Origin of the sequence: uncultured Kordia sp., assembly GCF_947489565.1 — a bacterium.
Classification (GTDB): domain Bacteria; phylum Bacteroidota; class Bacteroidia; order Flavobacteriales; family Flavobacteriaceae; genus Kordia.
Genome location: NZ_CANLEA010000002.1, coordinates 221,726 through 241,055, shown reverse-complemented (window position 1 = coordinate 241,055; position 19,330 = coordinate 221,726). Strand labels below are relative to the sequence as shown.

The 19,330-nt window shown below is 34.3% G+C and carries 13 protein-coding genes; 8 read left to right on the top strand and 5 right to left on the bottom strand.

Annotated elements, in window-relative coordinates; all coding sequences use genetic code 11:
- Positions 1-5 precede the first annotated feature (5 nt).
- Positions 6-1,781, bottom strand: a complete 1,776-nt coding sequence (locus tag Q0845_RS03695; protein ID WP_298509349.1) for a helix-turn-helix domain-containing protein — start codon at positions 1,779-1,781, stop codon at positions 6-8.
- Between the two features lie 295 nt (positions 1,782-2,076).
- On the opposite strand from Q0845_RS03695, the gene Q0845_RS03690 reads away from it, so the two are divergent.
- The 6 genes from Q0845_RS03690 (at position 2,077) to Q0845_RS03665 (ending at position 12,464) form a co-directional block, all read left to right on the top strand.
- The gene (locus Q0845_RS03690; protein WP_298509346.1) at positions 2,077-2,856 is read left to right on the top strand and encodes a DUF3108 domain-containing protein; all 780 of its coding nucleotides are present in this window, start codon (positions 2,077-2,079) and stop codon (positions 2,854-2,856) included.
- Positions 2,857-2,945: 89 nt separating this feature from the next.
- Positions 2,946-3,911 (top strand): tryptophan 2,3-dioxygenase family protein, encoded by a 966-nt coding sequence (locus Q0845_RS03685; protein WP_298509343.1) that lies wholly within the window; start codon positions 2,946-2,948, stop codon positions 3,909-3,911.
- On the top strand, positions 3,908-5,185 hold the full coding sequence (locus Q0845_RS03680) for a peptidoglycan DD-metalloendopeptidase family protein (RefSeq protein WP_298509340.1): 1,278 nt from the start codon (positions 3,908-3,910) through the stop codon (positions 5,183-5,185). Before Q0845_RS03685 ends, Q0845_RS03680 begins: the two co-directional genes overlap by 4 nt.
- 6 nt (positions 5,186-5,191) lie before the next feature.
- Complete coding sequence (gene pgi / locus Q0845_RS03675; RefSeq protein ID WP_298509337.1) at positions 5,192-6,835, top strand: glucose-6-phosphate isomerase; 1,644 nt, start codon at positions 5,192-5,194, stop codon at positions 6,833-6,835.
- A 156-nt stretch (positions 6,836-6,991) separates the two neighbouring features.
- Complete coding sequence (locus Q0845_RS03670) at positions 6,992-9,565, top strand: carboxypeptidase-like regulatory domain-containing protein (protein ID WP_298509334.1); 2,574 nt, start codon at positions 6,992-6,994, stop codon at positions 9,563-9,565.
- A 142-nt stretch (positions 9,566-9,707) separates the two neighbouring features.
- On the top strand, positions 9,708-12,464 hold the full coding sequence (locus Q0845_RS03665; RefSeq protein WP_298509331.1) for a carboxypeptidase-like regulatory domain-containing protein: 2,757 nt from the start codon (positions 9,708-9,710) through the stop codon (positions 12,462-12,464).
- A 96-nt stretch (positions 12,465-12,560) separates the two neighbouring features.
- On the opposite strand, the gene Q0845_RS03660 is transcribed toward Q0845_RS03665, so the two are convergent.
- The 3 genes from Q0845_RS03660 to Q0845_RS03650 are packed head-to-tail and all read right to left on the bottom strand — an operon-like array spanning position 12,561 to position 14,607.
- Positions 12,561-12,755, bottom strand: coding sequence for a hypothetical protein (locus Q0845_RS03660; RefSeq protein WP_298509328.1), 195 nt, complete (start codon positions 12,753-12,755; stop codon positions 12,561-12,563).
- Positions 12,756-12,785: 30 nt separating this feature from the next.
- Positions 12,786-13,535: a nucleotidyltransferase domain-containing protein gene (locus Q0845_RS03655; RefSeq protein WP_298509325.1), complete on the bottom strand. Its 750-nt coding sequence runs from the start codon at positions 13,533-13,535 to the stop codon at positions 12,786-12,788.
- Between the two features lie 10 nt (positions 13,536-13,545).
- On the bottom strand, positions 13,546-14,607 hold the full coding sequence (locus Q0845_RS03650) for a lanthionine synthetase LanC family protein (RefSeq protein ID WP_298509322.1): 1,062 nt from the start codon (positions 14,605-14,607) through the stop codon (positions 13,546-13,548).
- Positions 14,608-14,743: 136 nt separating this feature from the next.
- Here Q0845_RS03650 and Q0845_RS03645 point away from each other — a divergent pair, with 136 nt between their 5' ends.
- Positions 14,744-15,175, top strand: coding sequence for a hypothetical protein (locus Q0845_RS03645; RefSeq protein WP_298509320.1), 432 nt, complete (start codon positions 14,744-14,746; stop codon positions 15,173-15,175).
- Positions 15,176-15,310: 135 nt separating this feature from the next.
- On the opposite strand, the gene Q0845_RS03640 is transcribed toward Q0845_RS03645, so the two are convergent.
- Positions 15,311-16,357, bottom strand: a complete 1,047-nt coding sequence (locus tag Q0845_RS03640; RefSeq protein WP_298509317.1) for an endonuclease/exonuclease/phosphatase family protein — start codon at positions 16,355-16,357, stop codon at positions 15,311-15,313.
- A gap of 138 nt (positions 16,358-16,495) precedes the next feature.
- Between Q0845_RS03640 and Q0845_RS03635 the strand changes: the two genes are divergently transcribed.
- A complete protein-coding gene (locus tag Q0845_RS03635) occupies positions 16,496-19,300 on the top strand; it encodes a carboxypeptidase regulatory-like domain-containing protein (RefSeq protein WP_298509314.1) in 2,805 nt (934 codons plus the stop codon).
- Positions 19,301-19,330 lie beyond the last annotated feature (30 nt).

Sequence of the window (19,330 nt, the reverse complement as noted above, 5' to 3'; positions counted from 1 at the left end):
ATGCGCTAGCTTTCAATTTTTTTGATGTAATACGATGGGTTTAAGCCCGTTTTGTTTTTGAATTCCTTAATAAAGGTTGTAGCACTTTTATAGCCAATTTCTTTGGAAATAGCATGAATCGTATACGATCTAAATACGGCATCCTCTTTTAGTTTTATCAACACATAGTCGATTCGGAGCTTGTTTAAGTACTGGCTAAAAGTTTGTTTTTTTACAGCATTTAATGCTTTGGATAAGTACGTAGTATTTGTATTCAAAAGTTTTGCTGTAGTATGTAAAGTTACATCGGATGAAAGATAAAAATGAGTTTCTTCTAAAGTTTCCAATTCTTCTAAAATTGCATTGGCTTTTTCATCTTTAATCGTGGAAGAATTCTGAGGTTTTTGAGTCTTTTCAGGTTTTTTTAAAGCTGTTTTCTTAGAAATTTCGTCAATAATTGCTAAAAACTTTTGCTCTTTTAATTTGGCTTTTCTGTGATACGACAAAAAAATCAGTAATAAAATTGAAACTAGAATGATAGAAACTGCCATGATGATTTTTTTATCTACCAACGTTTGTGAATTCTCATTTTCTAGTTTTTCATTCTTTAGTATCTGCTCTTTTATACTACTATCAAATAATAACTCTCGGGCAGCCTTTTCCCTTTCGTGTTTTTTATCATCAATTTCATCTGATATAGTGAGATAGTGAACCAGTTTATCTTGATTGCCTTGAATTTTTGAGATTTCAATAGCCAAATCATACATTTCCTCAATTTTATCAGTCAACGTATTATCTCCAACACGTTCAAAAACATCGTCAATCAAAGTAATAGCTTCCTCATATCGCTCCAACTTACTTAAGGTTCGTGCAATATAATAATCGGTAATGTATATATTATTTTGTAAGCTGGAAGCATCAAGCATTTTTTTACCTTGTCTCAAAAGATCTAAGGCTTTTAGGTATTCCCCTTTTATATAATGCATATTTGCCAAATTGACGGTAAAACGTCCTTTTGCAACCAATATTTCCTCTTTTTCAGCGATGGCCATTCCTATTTCATAGGTGTCTTTTGCTTCATCAAATTGTTTCAATTCTGCATGGCATAATAACTTGCCTAGAAGTGCGCTTAAATATATATTCTTTGATCGTTCAGAAAGCGGTTTTTCCTCCTTATCAAGTAATTTTAAAATAGAATTATAACTTTCAAGTGCGCTTTCCTGTTGGTCTAGTTTGGCGTTAATATTAGCAATATTATTCAGACAGGTAATTTCATCAGATGTATTTCCAACCAATGAAGCCAATTCTTTTCCTCTGAGATAGGCTTTTAAAGCATTATCGAGATCACCTAGAATATAAAATGAACTCCCTAGCGTTACATTATTGGAAACAATATTGGCAGTATCTTTTAATTTCTCAGAAAGAATTGTAGCTACATAGGCAGTTTTTAACGCGTCTTCATATTGTGCTAAATAATAAGAGTTCCGTGCAATATGAGAATTAGAAAAAAGCCGAATTGTATCGTTCTCTTCTTTTTTACCTCTTTTTAAATATATCTTAGAATACGCCAAGCCTAAATCAAAATCTTGATCGTAATATGTGTCTACAATGATTTCTTCAATCTCATCAATAGAATCAGATTCAGAAATAAATGATTGCATTTTTGAGGAAACAAGAGTGTCGTGAATACTGTCCTTTTCTTGTGCTAATGCAAGATTAAAAACAAGCAAAAATACCGTAAATAGGCTAAAATATCGTGCCTGAATTCGAGTAATTGGTAGTGTGCAAACAATGCTTTTCATGATAGTGCTAGTTTGTAAGAAGTCGGCTCAAAAATTGATCAGAAATATACAATATAAAAACTGAATACGATGATGTGTCGCTCGTAATTTTTAATAGTTACAAGCTGTCATAAAAATAGAAACGAGCAATCGTCAGCTTTAGCGCCTTAAAAATAAAAAAACATCTAAGGAAAAGCTGACTTCCCTAACATTAACAAAAATTTAATTTTTTTTTGGAATAGTAATTGTAATGCTAACATAAATTAACAGAGAAGTAACAAGTATTTTATTATTTTTACAAACCTATATATTGAACATGAAACGAACACTTACTATAATTTGCCTACTGTTATTTTGTTTCGTAGGACAAGCACAAAAAAAAGACGCCGCATTTGAAACGGGCGAATGGTTTAAATTTAGAATTCACTACGGATTCATAAATGCCAGCTATGCAACACTTGAAGTAAAAGACGATTACTTAAATGGAAAAAGCGTATACCATGTCGTTGGGAAAGGAAAAACGACAGGATTTGCTAGTATCTTTTTCAAAGTAGACGACAATTATGAAAGCTATTTTGACAAAAACACTGGAAAACCATATAAATTCATACGTAAAATTGATGAAGGCGGACATACAAAGGACGTTGAGATCGATTTTAACTATAAAAAAGAAAAAGCACTTGTCAATAATAAAAAGCACAAAACAAAATCAGAATTTGATATTGAAAAAAATGTGCAAGACATGGTTTCTGCTTTTTACTATCTTCGCAACAATTATGATGTATCCAACATAAAAGAAGGTGATGAAGTAGTGCTCAATATGTTTTTTGATAAGGAAAACTTCAAATTCAAGTTAAAATTCCTTGGAAGAGAAACAATGCGAACTAAATTTGGAAAAGTTCCGTGTCTAAAATTCAGACCATATGTGCAAGCAGGACGTGTATTTAAAGAAAGCGAAAGCTTAACACTTTGGGTTTCTGATGACGAGAATAAAGTTCCAATTCGTATCAAAGCAAAACTTGCGGTAGGTTCATTAAAAGCGGATTTAGATGCTTTCAAAGGACTCAAACATCCTTTTAAAATTGTTGTAGACTAGCGTGTTATGAATCCAACACTCTTTGCCAATGACTAAGTGGTCCTTGGCAAATTGCATCTGACAAGATTCCTAAAATAAAAAATAAGCAGATGAAAATTTCCCCAGAAATTGCAGCGCGAATTGAAAAATTAGATAAAAAATATACAAATTCTGGACAAGATTTAGGTTCGTATCTTGACGGATTATTACACCAACGATACCTAACGTATTGGGAATATATTCACCTCGATACCTTACTAAGTCTACAAATACCGCGTACCTTTTTTCCTGATGAAGAAATTTTCATCATGTATCATCAAATTACAGAGTTGTACTTTAAACTCATCATACATGAGCAAAAGCAAATCATTGATGATAAAGATCAAACGGCAAAATTCTTTACAGAGCGCATTCATAGAATAAACAACTACTTTAAGGCGTTAATTTCATCTTTCGAAATCATGATCAATGGTATGGAAAGAGAACAATTCTTAAACTATCGAATGTCTTTGTTGCCTGCAAGCGGATTTCAATCGGCACAATACAGAATGATTGAATTGTATGCAACACCAATGGAAAACTTAGTGCATCACACACTACGCGATCAATTTTCTGCGGCAGACAGTTTAGACGATCTTTATGAAAACATCTACTGGAAAAAAGGAGCAACCGACAGCAAAACAGGAGAAAAAACCTTAACACTCAAACAATTTGAGTATCGATACACACCGCGTTTCATGAGAATTGCGGCTGAAGTACAACAAAGCACAATATATCACCGTTATTTAGCGTTGCCAGAACAGATAAAACAAAACAAAAACCTTATTGAAGCACTCAAACAGCTAGATCTCAATGCAAATGTCAATTGGCCACTCATGCACATGGGCTCGGCATATCGCTATTTAAGACGTGAAAAAAAGACTGTTAAAGCCACTGGCGGAACAAATTGGAGAGAATACTTGCCTCCAAGTTTTCAAAAAGTGATCTTTTTTCCCGAAATTTGGAGCGAAAATGAAAAAAGCGAATGGGGAAAAGAATGGGTAGACCATATCTTCAATACAGAAAGGAAACAATGAGAATAGGGAAAATTATACTATTTACGCTCTTACTAGCAGGTTTTTATGCGTGTTCGGGAGAAAAGAAAAACGAAAAAGAAATCGTGCAGATTGAAGCGCCAGCTCCTGATCCGATGGAATTTGGTTTTCATCTAAATGACTATGTCGTTGTACGAGATACGGTGAGAAGTGGTGATAGTTTCGGTGAAATTTTACAAAAAAACAATATTGGCTATTCCAAAATCTTTCAAATAGCTGAAAAAACAAAAGATACTTTTGACATTCGTAAACTGGTGGCAGGAAAACCGTATACACTTTTATGTACAAAAGGAGATTCCTTGCAACGACCAGAATGTTTTATCTATCAAGAAAATAGTGTCGATTATGTAGTCATAAATTTCAAAGACTCTATCAACGCCTACACAGAAAGCAAACCTGTAAAAATTGTAGAAAAAGAAGCTTCTGGAGTTATTTTGAGTTCTTTGTCTGCTTCGTTAGATGATGCTGGTTTAAGTCAGCGACTTGCCTATGATATGTCTGATATTTATGCCTGGACGATTGACTTTTTTAGACTGCAAAAAGGCGATGAATTTAAATTGGTGTATACTGAAAAATATATAAACGATACCACTTACGTGGGAATTGACAAAATCCACGCAGCATATTTCAAACACAATGGAGAACCGTTTTATGCTTTTGAATTTGAGACGGATAGTGTAAAGCAAATTGTAGATTTTTACGATGAAAATGCCAAAAACTTACGTCGTGCTTTCCTAAAAGCACCTGTACGTTACAAACAAGTACGCATTTCATCACGATACAACTTACGAAGACGCATCAAGCTATACGGAAATCGTATCCGACCACACAAAGGAACTGACTTTGCAGCGCCAATAGGAACACCAATCATTTCTACAGCCAATGGAGTTGTGGTAGAATCTGCTCGTAGAGGAGGAAACGGAAACTATGTAAAAGTAAAACACAACAGTACGTACACAACTCAATATTTGCACATGAAAAAACGCAAAGTAAAAGTGGGTGAATTTGTAAAGCAAGGAGACGTAATTGGTTGGGTTGGAATGACAGGAAATACTTCTGGACCACACGTTTGTTACCGTTTTTGGAAAAATGGAAGCCAAGTAGATCCATTCAAACAAAAATTACCTGATGCAGACCCAATAGATGCATCGCTTAAAGAATCTTACTTAGAATATATTAAGCCATTAAAAGTTCAAATAGATGGCATAAAAATAGAGCTTCCGATTGAAGAAGCACCAATAACTGCAATAAACTAACACATCATGTTGACAAACATAAACCCTACAGAAACTGAAGTTTGGAAAAGACTTCAGGAGCATTTCTATGCAACGAAATCGTTTGCGCTAAAAGATTATTTTACAACAGATTCTGAAAGAGCAGATCGTTTTACCATTCAATGGAAAGACTTTTATGTAGATTATTCAAAAAACTGTATCTCTCAGGAAACGATGGATTTACTATTGGAATTGGCAGCTGAGGTCAATCTGAAAGAAAACATAGAAAAATACTTTGGCGGCGATATCATTAATGAAACAGAAGGTAGAGCAGTGTTGCATACAGCTTTGCGCGAAAAAGAAAGCAGCGAAGTATATGTAGATGGTAAAAATGTCATTCCGGAAGTATATAAAGTCAAACAAAAAATAAAAGAATTCTCAGAAGCTATTATTTCTGGAAATCAAAAAGGACATACAGGAAAAGCATTTACTGATATTGTAAATATTGGAATTGGTGGTTCTGATTTAGGTCCAGCAATGGTTACAGAAGCATTAGAACATTACAAAAATCACTTAAATGTGCACTTTGTATCCAATGTAGATGGCGATCATGTACAAGAAGTGATTAAAAACTTACCTCCAGAAACGACCTTATTTGTTATTGTTTCAAAAACCTTTACCACGCAAGAAACTTTAAGCAATGCTATGACCATTCGTGAATGGTTTTTATCGCATGCTTCTGAAGAAGCTGTGGCAAAACATTTTGTAGCCGTTTCGACAAACTTGGAGAAAATTAATGAATTTGGTATTGCGCCAGAAAATGTATTTCCAATGTGGAATTGGGTTGGCGGACGTTTTTCTTTATGGAGTGCCGTTGGTTTATCTATAAGTTTAGCTACAGGGTATGATAATTTTGAAAAGCTATTAACAGGAGCACATGAAATGGATACACATTTCAAAACAGCTTCTTTTGATCAAAATATTCCAGTAGTATTAGCTTTATTAAGCATCTGGTATAATAATTTTTACGATGCCGAAAGTGAAGCCATTATTCCGTATACACAATATTTACATCGTTTTTCAGCATATCTACAACAAGGTATCATGGAAAGCAATGGTAAAAGTGTAGATAGAAAAGGAAACCGTGTCAACTATCAAACAGGAACATTAATTTGGGGAGAACCAGGAACCAATTCGCAACATGCATTTTTTCAATTAATTCACCAAGGAACCAAACTCATTCCGGCTGACTTTATTGGATATATACATTCATTGCATGGAAATGAGGAGCATCACGAAAAACTAATGGCAAACTTCTTTGCACAAACCGAAGCTTTATTAAACGGAAAAACAAAAGAAGAAGTCGTAGCAGAATTGACAGCCAAAGGAATGGAAGCTTCTCAAATAGAAAAACTACTTCCGTATAAAATCTTTGAAGGAAACAAACCCACAAATACTATTTTAATAGACAAACTTACACCAGAAAGTTTAGGTGCATTAATTGCTTTATACGAACACAAAATATTTGTACAAGGTGTTATTTGGAATATTTTCAGTTACGATCAATGGGGAGTTGAACTAGGAAAACAATTGGCAACAAAAATTTTAACAGACATTAAGAATTCTGAAATTGCGGAACATGATGCTTCTACTACAAATCTTTTAGAATATTTCAAAAAAAGCAGAAAATAAATGTTAATAATTTAGTTTATATCTTAATTCGCTGCAAAACAATCAAATAGGTTAAAAATGTAAATTTGGTATAATGTTAAAACATTTAACATTCGCTTAATATATGCATGCACAATAAACCCGATTTTTGCGGCATTAAATAAACTAATAAAACTTATGAAAACGTTTAACAATTTGTTTTTTGTAGTAGCGATGTTCTTAGTAACATCAGTTGCTTTTTCTCAAGGAACAATTACAGGTACTGTAGTGGATCAATCAGGACCACTTCCAGGAGCTAGTGTAGTTGTAAAAGGGACAACCAATGGAACATCAACCAACTTTGATGGAAAATTTTCTCTAGACGTAAACTCTGCATCAGGAACTATTCAGGTGTCATACATTGGGTATGATACTAAATCAGTTACTTTCAATGTTAGTGGAGGAACAAAAGATTTAGGAACTATTACCTTAGTTTCAAACAACTCTCTCGATGAGGTAATTATTGTAGGTAGCGGAATTATCGATTTAGCCGAAGATAGAAAAACTCCTATCGCTGTATCTACTATTAAGAAAAGAGAAATTCAAGAAAGAGCAGTTGGTAATGTTGAATTACCAGAAATTATCAAGTATACTCCTTCTGTATTCGTTTCTAGACAAACTGGATTTGGTGACGGACGATTATTAGTAAGAGGTTTTGATGACACAAACACTGCTGTACTTTTAAATGGTCAGCCAATCAACGCACAGGAAGACGGACGTGTATTCTGGAGTAACTGGGCAGGAATGGCAGATATCGCAAATGCGGTTCAGGTACAACGTGGTTTAGGAGCTTCTAAATTAGCAATCTCTTCTGTAGGTGGTACGGTAAACATCGTAATGAAAGCTGCTGAAAAGAAAAAAGGTGGATCTGTACGTTTCTTAACAGGTAACGATAGTTACTTCAAAGGAACTGCTGAATACAATACAGGTGTCAACGAAAAAGGTTGGGCTTTTTCTGTATTAATTGACCACTGGCAAGCACACAGAAGATGGGCAGAAGGAACTTTTGGACAAGGACAAAACTATTTCTTCTCTGTAGGATATAAGCCAAACGAAAGACACAACTTCAACTTCTTAATCACAGGAGCACCACAGTACCACGGACAAAAATGGTCTCAAAGAGTTGAAACTACCTTAAACGATCCTAAGTTTAACCAACATTGGGGTTATACTTCAAACTTACAAGGAAATAATTATACTTCTGATATCGATTCAGAAAGAAGAAACTTTTACCATAAGCCAGTAATGAACATTAACTGGGACTGGAATATCAGTGAAAAATCTGATTTATCTACAGTATTATACGCTTCATGGGGACGTGGAGGTGGAACTGGGCCAAGAGGTGATGGTAGACTTAGAGACCCAAATGGTCAGATTGATTATTTTGCAATTGAACAGTCAAATCAAGCTATAGGTGTAGCAACGGGAGGAGATGATGGTCCTGGTTATATCCGTAGAGCTTCTATGAACAACCACGCTTGGTACGGAATCGTATCTAACTTTAACCATGAAGTAAATGAAAACTTTGCGTTTAACGTAGGTACAGACTTAAGATATTATGTAGGAGATCACTTCCGTCAAGTAGCTAATTTATATGGATTGACAGCTTGGGAAGAGGATGGAGTATCATATACTACAGAATATAATCCAGATCCATGGGCAGCATTATTTAACTTTGCTGATGAAGGTGATAGACTTGATTATGACTACTCTGAAACAATTACATACCAAGGATTATTTGCTCAAGGTGAGTACTCTACAGATAGATTCTCTGCATTCTTCCAAGGAGCAGTTTCTAACCAAACGTATCAAAGAGAAGGACGTTTTCAGGGAGATTTAGGAAAGTCCGACAACCTAAGCAAAATTGGTTACAACTTAAAAGCTGGTTTAGGATATGAATTTGCAGAAGATCACAAAATATACCTTAACACAGGTCACTATTCAAGACAGCCATATTTAGATAACGTATTTACAAACATCCGTAGATCTAATGCGCTAGTACAACCAGAAGTTGATAACGAAGAAATCACTGGATTTGAAGCAGGTTACCAATTCGAAGTACCTGGCGTATTCAGAGCAATCTTTAACTTCTACCACACTGACTGGGATAATAGAGTATTATTATCTGGAGGAACAATTACAAATACTGATGGTTCTGAAACGAATATCAATGTTTTTGAAAGAGGAGTTCGTCAAGTACACAGAGGAGTTGAATTAGAATTAGATTCAAGACCAACAGATTGGTTAGACTTAAGAGGATTTGTTTCTGCTGGTAGCTGGCAATTTAAAGGAAACAGTAATGTTCAGGTTTACAATGATGATACAAACGTATTAATCTCTTCAACGAATGGTGTGAATAGAGATGGTGTAAAAATTACTACTGCTCCACAATTTACTGCAGGTGCTACAGCTAAAGCAAGAATCATTTCAGGATTATCTGCTGATGTAAACTTTAAGTACTACAGTAATCATTATTCAAATGATAGAGATTTTGATGGAACACCACAAACTAGAAACTTCCCAACTTTAGATGCTTTTGAATTAGTTGACTTAGGTGTTACTTATGACTTTAGTATTGGAGAAAATAAGCTTACTTTTAGAGCAAACGTTTTCAACGCATTTGATAAGAGAGGAATTCAGGATACTGACCAATTTGGATCATTCCCAATCACTGGACGTACATTCAACACTTCTTTAAGATATCATTTCTAAAAGAAGAGAAAATAAAACAGTTCTAAAATAAATACAATAGAATTGTCTCAAAAACTAAAAAAGTCAAACCATATTTTGGTTCGGCTTTTTTAGTGCTTTTAACTGAATCATTGTTAAAAGATTAAATAAATTAAATTATTATATGAAAAAACAGTACAATTTCTTTTTTACAGTAATGATGTTATTGATAACATCGGTAGCTTTTTCCCAAGGTACAATTACTGGAAAAGTAGTAGATGAAAATGGTCCTTTACCTGGAGCGAGTGTCGTAGTGAAGGGAACAACAAATGGTACATCAGCTGATTTTGATGGAAATTTTAAAATTAATGTCAATAGTGCAACCGGAACTATTGAAGTGTCTTACGTAGGATTTGGAACAAAATCAATTCCTTTTAGTGTAAACGGTGGAACACAAAACTTAGGAACAATTACGTTAGCTTCTGACAATTCTTTGGATGAAGTAGTAATTGTAGGTGTTGTTGATATTGCAAAAGAGCGTGAAACGCCTGTAGCAGTATCTACGATTAAAGCCGAAGAAATCGTTGAAAGATTAGGGAACCAAGAATTACCAGAATTATTAAATGCAACACCTTCTGTGTATGCTACAAAATCTGGTGGTGGTTTTGGAGATTCAAGAATCAACATTCGTGGTTTTGACCAAAGAAACACAGCCGTATTAATAAACGGTGTGCCAGTAAACGATATGGAAAACGGAGCAGTTTTCTGGAGTAACTGGACAGGATTGGCAGACGTAGCTTCTGCAATTCAAGTACAAAGAGGTTTAGGTTCTTCTAAACTAGCCATCTCTTCTGTAGGTGGTACTTTAAACATTGTTACTAAAACTACCGAAAGAAATGAAGGTGGATTTGTAGGAACAACAGTTGGTAACGATAGCTACCTTAAAACCATCGCTTCCTATTCTACAGGAAGAATGGAAAATGGATTCGCATTTACAGGATTATTCAGTAGAACTGCTGGAGATGGATATATTGACGGAACTGCTTTTGAAGGATTCAACTACTTCGTAGGATTTGGTTGGGCTAACGAAAAAAGAACACACGATATTCAGTTTACTTTAACTGGTGCGCCACAAGTTCACAACCAAAGAACAACGAGTTTCTTTAACGCTGCTACTATTGCACAATACTTACAGTACGGAGATAAGTACAACTTTAATAACGGTACGTTAAACGGAGAAGAATTTAACTGGAGAAGAAACTTTTACCACAAACCAGTATTATCATTAAACTGGGATTGGAATATTACAGATAATACAAAATTATCTTCTGTAGCTTACGCTTCTTTCGGACGTGGTGGAGGAACTGGAGATATCGGTAGAGGTAGAACAGGCGCTGGACGATCTGCTTTTGCTTCAAGCTTAGCCTTTAGAGATCCTGCTTCTGGAATTGTAAAGTTTGATGAAATTGCACAGTGGAATGCTGGACAATCAACTTCTTTTACAGGAACTGCAGACGATCAAATTGCATTAACACAACCTGATGCGCAAGGAAATCACTTTGTAACATCGAGAAGTAATGGTATTGTTCGTAGAGCTTCTATAAACTCACACAACTGGTTTGGTTTATTAGCAAACTTAAATACACAGTTAAATGACAACATAACCTTAGATATTGGATTTGACGCAAGAACTTATAAAGGTTTCCACTATAGAAGATTGGATAACTTATTAGGAGCAGATGGATATTTAGATAATAGTAATGTAAATAACCCGAATGTTGTTTTAACAAACACGTACTCTTCTGATTTTTCTTCTATTGTAAATGTATTTAAAGACATTGATAACGAAGATAAAATTAACTATTACAACATTGGATATGTTCGTTGGTTAGGAATCTTTGGTCAATTAGAATACAAAAAAGATGATATTTCTGCATTTGTTCAGTTCTCTGGGTCTAATCAAGGATTTAGTAGAGAAGACTTATTCTTACTAACGCCTGCACAAGGACAACGTACAGATTGGGAAAACATCTTAGGAGGAACTATTAAAGGTGGATTGAACTATAACATCAATGAAAATCACAACGTATTTGGTAACGCAGGATACTACTCAAAGCAACCTTTGTTTGATGCAGTATACTTAAACAATACCAACGAATTGAATGATGATTATAGAAATGAAAAAGTATTAGGAATTGAGTTTGGTTACGGATACAAATCTGAAAAATTAAGCGCAAACGTAAACATATACAGAACTTCTTGGAAAGATAGATTCCAAAGAATTACAGGAACATTCCCTGATCCAGACGATCCTATGGAAGAAGTTCAAGGACGTACAAATGTAGTAGGACTTGAGCAAGTTCATACAGGACTTGAAGTTGAAACTACGTACCGTCCGTTAGATTTCCTAACGTTTAGAGGAATGTTATCTATTGGTAATTGGGAATATGGAGGAACAGTAAGTGGACCTGCAATTGACATAAACAGTGATAACCAGCGTGTAGTTGGAGAAAACACATTATTCTTAGACGACGTAAAAGTTGGAAACGCTGCACAAACTACAATGCGTATTGCTGCAATTGTAGAACCTGTAGAAAACTTAAAGTTTGATATTGCATGGTTTAGAGCAGATGATTTATATGCAGACATTAGAGCAGAAGACTTTGATACAGCAGATAACAATGGTTCGTTACAATTACCAGCTTACAACTTATTTGATGGTGGTATCTCGTACAAATGGTTATTTGGAAAAGAACAAAATCAAAAAGTTAACTTACGATTAAACGTTAACAACTTATTCAACACTACATATCTTGCAGAATCGCAAACAAACATCTTTGCAAATCCTGGAGACGATACGTATGACGGAATTAATACAGCAAACAAAGCATTCTTCGGATTTGGAAGAACTTGGAACTTTAGTGTACGTTACTCATTCTAATACGAATTAGTTACAGCTAAAGAAAGCTTAAAACATAAGAAAGCCTCGTAAAATTTACGAGGCTTTCTTGTATTTTGTAATTAATGTGATTCAAAATCAGGTTTCACGATCACAGTATGAGTCCATACGTGTGTCACAACATTGACTTTCTTCTGTCGGAGGACATCCCGCTGAATAGTTGCCACCACCACCAATAGTAATAGTACACCAAACAGTTCTTCCTCCTTTTACAGTTGCCAAATTAGATATTGACATCTTTTTTAGGTTTAACTTTGTTTTACTTTTTTTCATGATTTAAAATTTTAATTTACCCAAAGATACTCAATCATGCCAAGAAATGATAGTATTACTATCGTTAAAGTTATGCAAATTCTTTCTTAAATAGTTGTGAATTTCTGCAATGCAAGAAGTGCTTTTTTCTTTCAAACCCGCAAGCCATAAAGCCATAAAGTCTTGATCTGGAAATTTTTCATATCCATAAGCAGCCAAATAACGTTCATCAGTTAAAAAACGACTCAGTTTGCTATCGTTCTCAAACATAATCTCAGCATTTATGAAATCTGCATAACGATGAAGCGCACTTTTTAAATACATCATATAATTATATACATAAAAAGGATCATCAGGATCAGTGCTCATAATGTAACTGTACTTTTTATGCAATGAATACATATACAATTTCAAATCGGCTTCAGAAATTTCTTTGGCAACCAGCGGTGTATCAACATATATCTTAGCTACTTTCATAATTTCAGCAATATCACCAAAAGGATCATGTAAAATTTTACCAACATTATAAATGCACGCTTCCATTTTTACATGCGAAAAAAACTGTCGGTTAAACTTTTTCAACGTCACAGCTTTGCTTCTTCCAATAAAAGAAAAGCTAAAACCATCAATTGTTTCCAGTCCTTTAAATGATTCTGGCACATCATCCTTCAAAATCAAACGAATATCTACATCAGAATCTTCTTTCTGTATACCAACCGCATAACTTCCTGTAAGCAAAATGCCTCTTACGTTAGGTTGCTGTTTCCAATGTGATATAAATTTTTCCAGTGCTTTCTCCATAAACAAAAAATTAAATAAGCATACAAGCTTCCCAATGTGTAGTAAGGTTAAACTTTACAGAAAGATCAGTCAATCCAATGCCTGCATATCCTTTCCAAATGCTAGTATCTTTTACATCTTCTTGTGCGAGTTGTTCTTTCATGATTTGAAAACTCTCTGTAGCTTTTTCTGTGAAGAATGCATCATTTGTTTCATGGCCAATGCTTTGGTAAATCAGTACAAACTTACTCAATGAAATACTGTTCTCTTGGGAAAGATAGTCTGTTGTCTGTTTTAAAAACTGAATTGCTTTTGCTTGAAGCGAATCGTTTTCCAGCACCTTTCCAGCTTTCCATAAGCAATACGCCTGATCCATTCGAATACTTTCTTCCGTTTCCAGTTGATACAACAACCAACTACTCGACGTTTTCAACAAAGGCAAACACACAGGATTAAAATCAGCAATCTTTGCAATTTCAGTCAATACCAACATCAATCCAGAAATATTATTGGCTGCACTCAATTGGTAACGTCCCTGATCATTTTCAAAAGGATACGAATGCTGTTTCCAATACTTGCCATGTACATCAGTAATGCTTCTGTATTCTATATAAAACAGAAATTGAGTAATATATGTTTTGTATGTTTCTTTTAAAGCAGGATTTTGTGTCGTTATAAATCTTTTTAAAAAATAAAAGCAAATACCTGTGGCGCCATAAAAGAAATCATACAAATTCATATTCAAAAACTGAATCATATCTTCATACAAAAGTGTATCTACCGAAGTATCTAAAAAATCTTCAATATCAATTTCTGCAATTTCAGCTTCGTTCAAATGACAAATAAACCAACCAATACCAGCCAAACCATTATAAAACGTAGTATGCACTTGACCACTACTCATAATTTCAATGACTTGTTGTAGTTTTAATACAGCAGTATCATACGAAGCGTCTTCATCTAGTAGTTCACTTCTATAAAAATGATACAAGCTTTCACCTGCAAGTCCATTCAAAATACCAACATTAGTTGTGTTAGAATGCTCTTGAAGCTTTTGTAAAATAAATGCTGATAGGTTGTCTTTAGTTGTCATTTAAGAAACATATAAAGTCTAAAATTAGCACAAAAAGTAAAACAATGCTTACGGTTTTTAAACTTTAGCAAAACAATAACACAATCAAAAAAATAAGTACCTTTGTGTATCAACTAAAAACAAATACTCTCAAAATATGATAAAAGATTTACACTCTTACTTTGCCTACTTTGTATTATTAATGCTAATAATAGCGGTAGCCAATGCGGTTATAGGGTTTACGACGAACAAAAAATTTACAGCGAAAGACTTACGCATTTCTTTATTTGCGCTCATCTTTACACATTTGCAATTACTAGTAGGAATCATTTTATATTTTACTTCTGCTAAAGGATGGCAAACTTTCAGTACAACCAAAATAGGAGATATGGGAGGCGCAAGACTAATAGCTTTAGAACATCCAATAATAGGAATCTTAGCCATTGTCTTTATTACTATAGGATGGTCTAAACACAAAAAACAAGAAACAGCTAAAAGAGCCTTTGGGAAAATTGCTCTCTTCTACGGAATAGGATTGGTGTTAATTCTTTCAAGATTGCCTTGGAAAATTTGGCTAGGTTTAAGCTAAAAACAAACAATATATAGCATACAAAAAAAATCCTTATCAAGTACGATAAGGATTTTTTTATGTTATTCTTGTAAAGTGAAATACCAAACAAGTCTAATATCTAAGTTCTAACAGCAAAGCGGTCTAAAATCTAAACTACTTTACTTCTTTAATCAAATGTACATACACCGGAAAGTGATCACTATAACCACCAGTATACGATCCGCCTGCAAAGCTTCTAAAAGGATATCCTTTATAGCGTCCACGTTTGTTTGATAAATACGTTTTATTATAAATTCCAGCTTTATAATAACGATACTCTGAAAAGTCTTTCTCTAATAATGGAGCAGACATTACAATTTGATCAAACAAATTCCAACCATCTCTATATGCTAAAGTTCCATTTCCTTTCCTTGCCATTCCTTCCATAGGATTGAACAGGTCTTTTCCTTTAGCATCTTCACGCTTGTCTTTCGTTTTAAGTACTTCTTTCATACTTACATTAAAAGGATCATCGTTTAAATCGCCAATCGTAAAAATCTTAGCTTTCTTATCAATATCTTGTAAAGAATCAATAATACGTTTATTCAACTCGGCAGCTTTTACACGTTTTGGTCTACTTCTTGCTTCTCCACCACTTCTTGAAGGCCAGTGATTTACAATAATATGGACTTCATCTCCATCAAGCACACCAGAAACCAATAATTGATCTCTCGTATATACTCTTTTATCACCATTATATATATATAAAGGATGTTTTGAAAAACTATGTGGCTGAAAAACATCTTCTTTATACAGTAAACCAACATCAATTCCACGCTTATCAGGAGAATCAAAATGGATAATACTATAATCAGAATCTTTCAATTTTGGATGATTTACCAAATCTTCCAATACTTTCCTATTCTCAACTTCGGCAACACCTAAAATAGCAGGAGATGTTTTAGCAACATCGTATCCTATATCAGAAATAACACGTGCCAGTTTAGAAAGTTTATCTTCATAAATCTTTGAACGATCTCTTTGAATTTCCATCATCGGACTCTTCTCATCGTCTTTCAATGGATCATTAATAGTATCGAACAGATTCTCTACGTTATAAAACGCTATTGTTTGCACTTTATACTGCTTCTTTTTCTGTGCCCATGCCTGGGTAAAAACTACTAAAAAAGTCAGTAATACTAGGGATTTAAGGTTTTTCATTTATTGAATGTTATGTTATCTTAAACAATCTATACAAAAGATAGACCAAAAGTAGTTATTAATTATAAATAATGTACATTTGCGCGTCGTTATTAAAGATTTTTTAAACTCGAATAATAATTAATTGCAAATTACAGTATGAAAAAACTTATTTTTTTATTTGGATTGCTATCAGTTTGGTTTGTCAGCGGACAAAATTCAATTACGGGAATCGTACTTGATGCCAATACAGATGACGCAATTCAAAATGTTTTGGTTTCGGTTGCCAGTAACAACAAACAGGAAGTTGTTACAGATGCATCTGGAGCTTTTAAGTTAACAAATGTTGCAGCAGGAGATGTGGATATTGTATTCACAAAAGATGGATACTCAATTTTGAGAATGCCTGTAACAGTTGCCGATGGTCAAGCAATTGACTTAGGGACAATTTTGTTAAAAAAATTCGCTCAAGAAGATGTTACCCTTATAGCATTGACTGATGACGAATTGAATGATGATTCAACAGCAGCAGACAACATTTCAGGATTATTACAATCTTCTAGAGATGTATTCCTAAGAACTGCAGCTTTTGAATTTGGAGCAACTTTCTTCAGAGTAAGAGGTTTGGACTCAGAAAACGGAACAGTACTTATCAATGGTATTGAAATGAACAAGCAGTTCAACGGAAGACCACAATGGAGTAATTGGGGAGGATTGAATGATGTTGTAAGAAATCAAGAACTTACAAATGGTTTAAGTGCTTCAGATTATACATTTGGAGGTGTTTTAGGAACAACAAATATCAATACAAGAGCTTCTCAATATAGAGAAGGTGGTAGAGTAACGTATTCGTCATCAGACAGAAGTTATACCAACAGAATTATAGCAACATATTCTTCTGGTTTACTTGAAAGTGGATGGGCGTACACAGTTTCAGCAGGAAGAAGATGGGGAGATGAAGGTTTTAACGACGGTACTTTCTACGACGCAAATTCTTTATTTCTTTCAGTTGAAAAACAATTAAACGACAATCACAGTATTAACTTTACTGGAATTTATGCGCCAAACAGAAGAGGTTTATCTTCTGCAAACACACAAGAAGTATACGACTTAAAAGGAATTCGTTACAACGAATTTTGGGGATACCAAGACGGTGAAAAGCGTAATTCAAGAGTACGTAGAGTAATTGAACCAATTTTAATGTTAAATCATTATTGGGATATCTCAGAAAATACAACATTAAACACAAATGTTGCCTACCAATTTGGTGAGCAAGGAAGAAGTCGTTTAGATTTTGGTGGAACAGATTTAGATGTTAGTGGTTTCCCAGTTGGAAATGCTGCAAATCCAAGTCCTACATACTACCAAAAATTACCAAGTTACTTTAGAAGAAACTTCCCAGACAATCCATTATTAGCATTCCAAGCGCAAGAAGCGTTTGTACAAGATGGACAAATTGACTGGACAGCTTTATATACAGCAAACCAAAATAACTTAGTTGCTGGCGGAAACGCTATCAATATTGTATATGAAGATAGAGCAGATGACAGACAGTTTACTGCAAATTCAATTTTGAATTCAGTAATCAACGATAATATTACCTTCAACGCAAATGTAAACTTCACTTCATTAGTTTCTGAAAACTTTGCAGAAGTTGTAGATTTATTAGGAGGAACTGGATATTTAGATGTAGATCCTTTTGCAAGCGATTTAAACATTGATCCAGGAGCAGTACAAAACGACTTAAACAACCCAAATAGAGTGGTTACAGAAGGAGATCGTTTCCGTTATAACTTCGAAATCAGATCAAACACTATTGGAGGTTTTGCACAAGCACAATTCAAATACAAAAAAGTAGATTTCTTTGTTGGAGCTAGTGTAAAAAATACAACCTACCAACGTGAAGGATTATACAGAAATGGTGGTTTCCCAGACAATTCTTTTGGAAAAAGTGAAAAATTATCATTCACTGGTTTAGGAGCTAAAGCTGGATTTACGTATAAATTAACAGGTCGTCACTTATTTGATGTAAATGCTGGATACTTAACAAAAGCACCATCAATTCGTAATACATTCTCTAACTCAAGAGAAAACAATAATGTAGTACCAGACATTACAGAAGAAAAAATTACATCAATTGATGCAAGTTATATCTTCAGATCTCCAATCGTAAAAGCGAGATTAACGGGGTATTACACAAAAATGGAAGATGCTAATGAAATCTCTTTCTTCTTCGCAGACGGAATTGGAGGAGACAACCAAGCATTTGTTCAAGAAATCTTAAAAGGTGTAGATAAAAGACACGTTGGAGGAGAACTTGGAATTGAAGCACAAGTAACATCAACTATTAAATTAAAAGGTGTCGCTTCTATTGGACAATATACATACGCAAACAATCCAAATTTATCTGTAACGACAGAAGATAATATTGATGCAAGAAATGCAGGATTTGTTGATGGTAGATTGGACTTCGGAGAAGTAAGCTTAAAAGACTATAAAATTGCTGGTGGACCACAAAGAGCATTCTCTGTTGGTTTTGAATATAGAGATCCAGATTACTGGTGGTTTGGAGCTACAAGTAACTTCTTCTCAAATGCATACATTGACGTAAGTCCATTACAAAGAAGTAGCAACTTCTACACGGACTTTGATGGACAAGTATTTAATGATTACGATCCAGAATTGGCACGTGAGTTATTAAGACAAGAACAATTTGACGATTACATGTTAGTAAACTTAGTAGGTGGAAAATCATGGAAACTAGGTGACTATTATGTTGGTTTCTTTGCAAGTATCAACAACGTATTTGACAAAGAATATAGAACTGGAGGTTTTGAGCAAGGAAGAAATGCTAACTTCAGAGAATTAAGAGACGATTCTGCATTAGAAACAAGAGTATTTGGTAACAGATATTGGTATGGTAGAGGAAGAACGTATTTCTTAAACTTATATTTTAGATTCTAAACAAAACAAAAAAATTAAAGATTGCGTATC

Coding starts and splice junctions, on each gene's coding strand:
- Q0845_RS03695 (WP_298509349.1), bottom strand. CDS start 1,781: ATGAAAAGCATTGTTTGCACACTACCAATTACTCGAATTCAGGCACGA.
- Q0845_RS03690 (WP_298509346.1), top strand. CDS start 2,077: ATGAAACGAACACTTACTATAATTTGCCTACTGTTATTTTGTTTCGTA.
- Q0845_RS03685 (WP_298509343.1), top strand. CDS start 2,946: ATGAAAATTTCCCCAGAAATTGCAGCGCGAATTGAAAAATTAGATAAA.
- Q0845_RS03680 (WP_298509340.1), top strand. CDS start 3,908: ATGAGAATAGGGAAAATTATACTATTTACGCTCTTACTAGCAGGTTTT.
- pgi (WP_298509337.1), top strand. CDS start 5,192: ATGTTGACAAACATAAACCCTACAGAAACTGAAGTTTGGAAAAGACTT.
- Q0845_RS03670 (WP_298509334.1), top strand. CDS start 6,992: ATGAAAACGTTTAACAATTTGTTTTTTGTAGTAGCGATGTTCTTAGTA.
- Q0845_RS03665 (WP_298509331.1), top strand. CDS start 9,708: ATGAAAAAACAGTACAATTTCTTTTTTACAGTAATGATGTTATTGATA.
- Q0845_RS03660 (WP_298509328.1), bottom strand. CDS start 12,755: ATGAAAAAAAGTAAAACAAAGTTAAACCTAAAAAAGATGTCAATATCT.
- Q0845_RS03655 (WP_298509325.1), bottom strand. CDS start 13,535: ATGGAGAAAGCACTGGAAAAATTTATATCACATTGGAAACAGCAACCT.
- Q0845_RS03650 (WP_298509322.1), bottom strand. CDS start 14,607: ATGACAACTAAAGACAACCTATCAGCATTTATTTTACAAAAGCTTCAA.
- Q0845_RS03645 (WP_298509320.1), top strand. CDS start 14,744: ATGATAAAAGATTTACACTCTTACTTTGCCTACTTTGTATTATTAATG.
- Q0845_RS03640 (WP_298509317.1), bottom strand. CDS start 16,357: ATGAAAAACCTTAAATCCCTAGTATTACTGACTTTTTTAGTAGTTTTT.
- Q0845_RS03635 (WP_298509314.1), top strand. CDS start 16,496: ATGAAAAAACTTATTTTTTTATTTGGATTGCTATCAGTTTGGTTTGTC.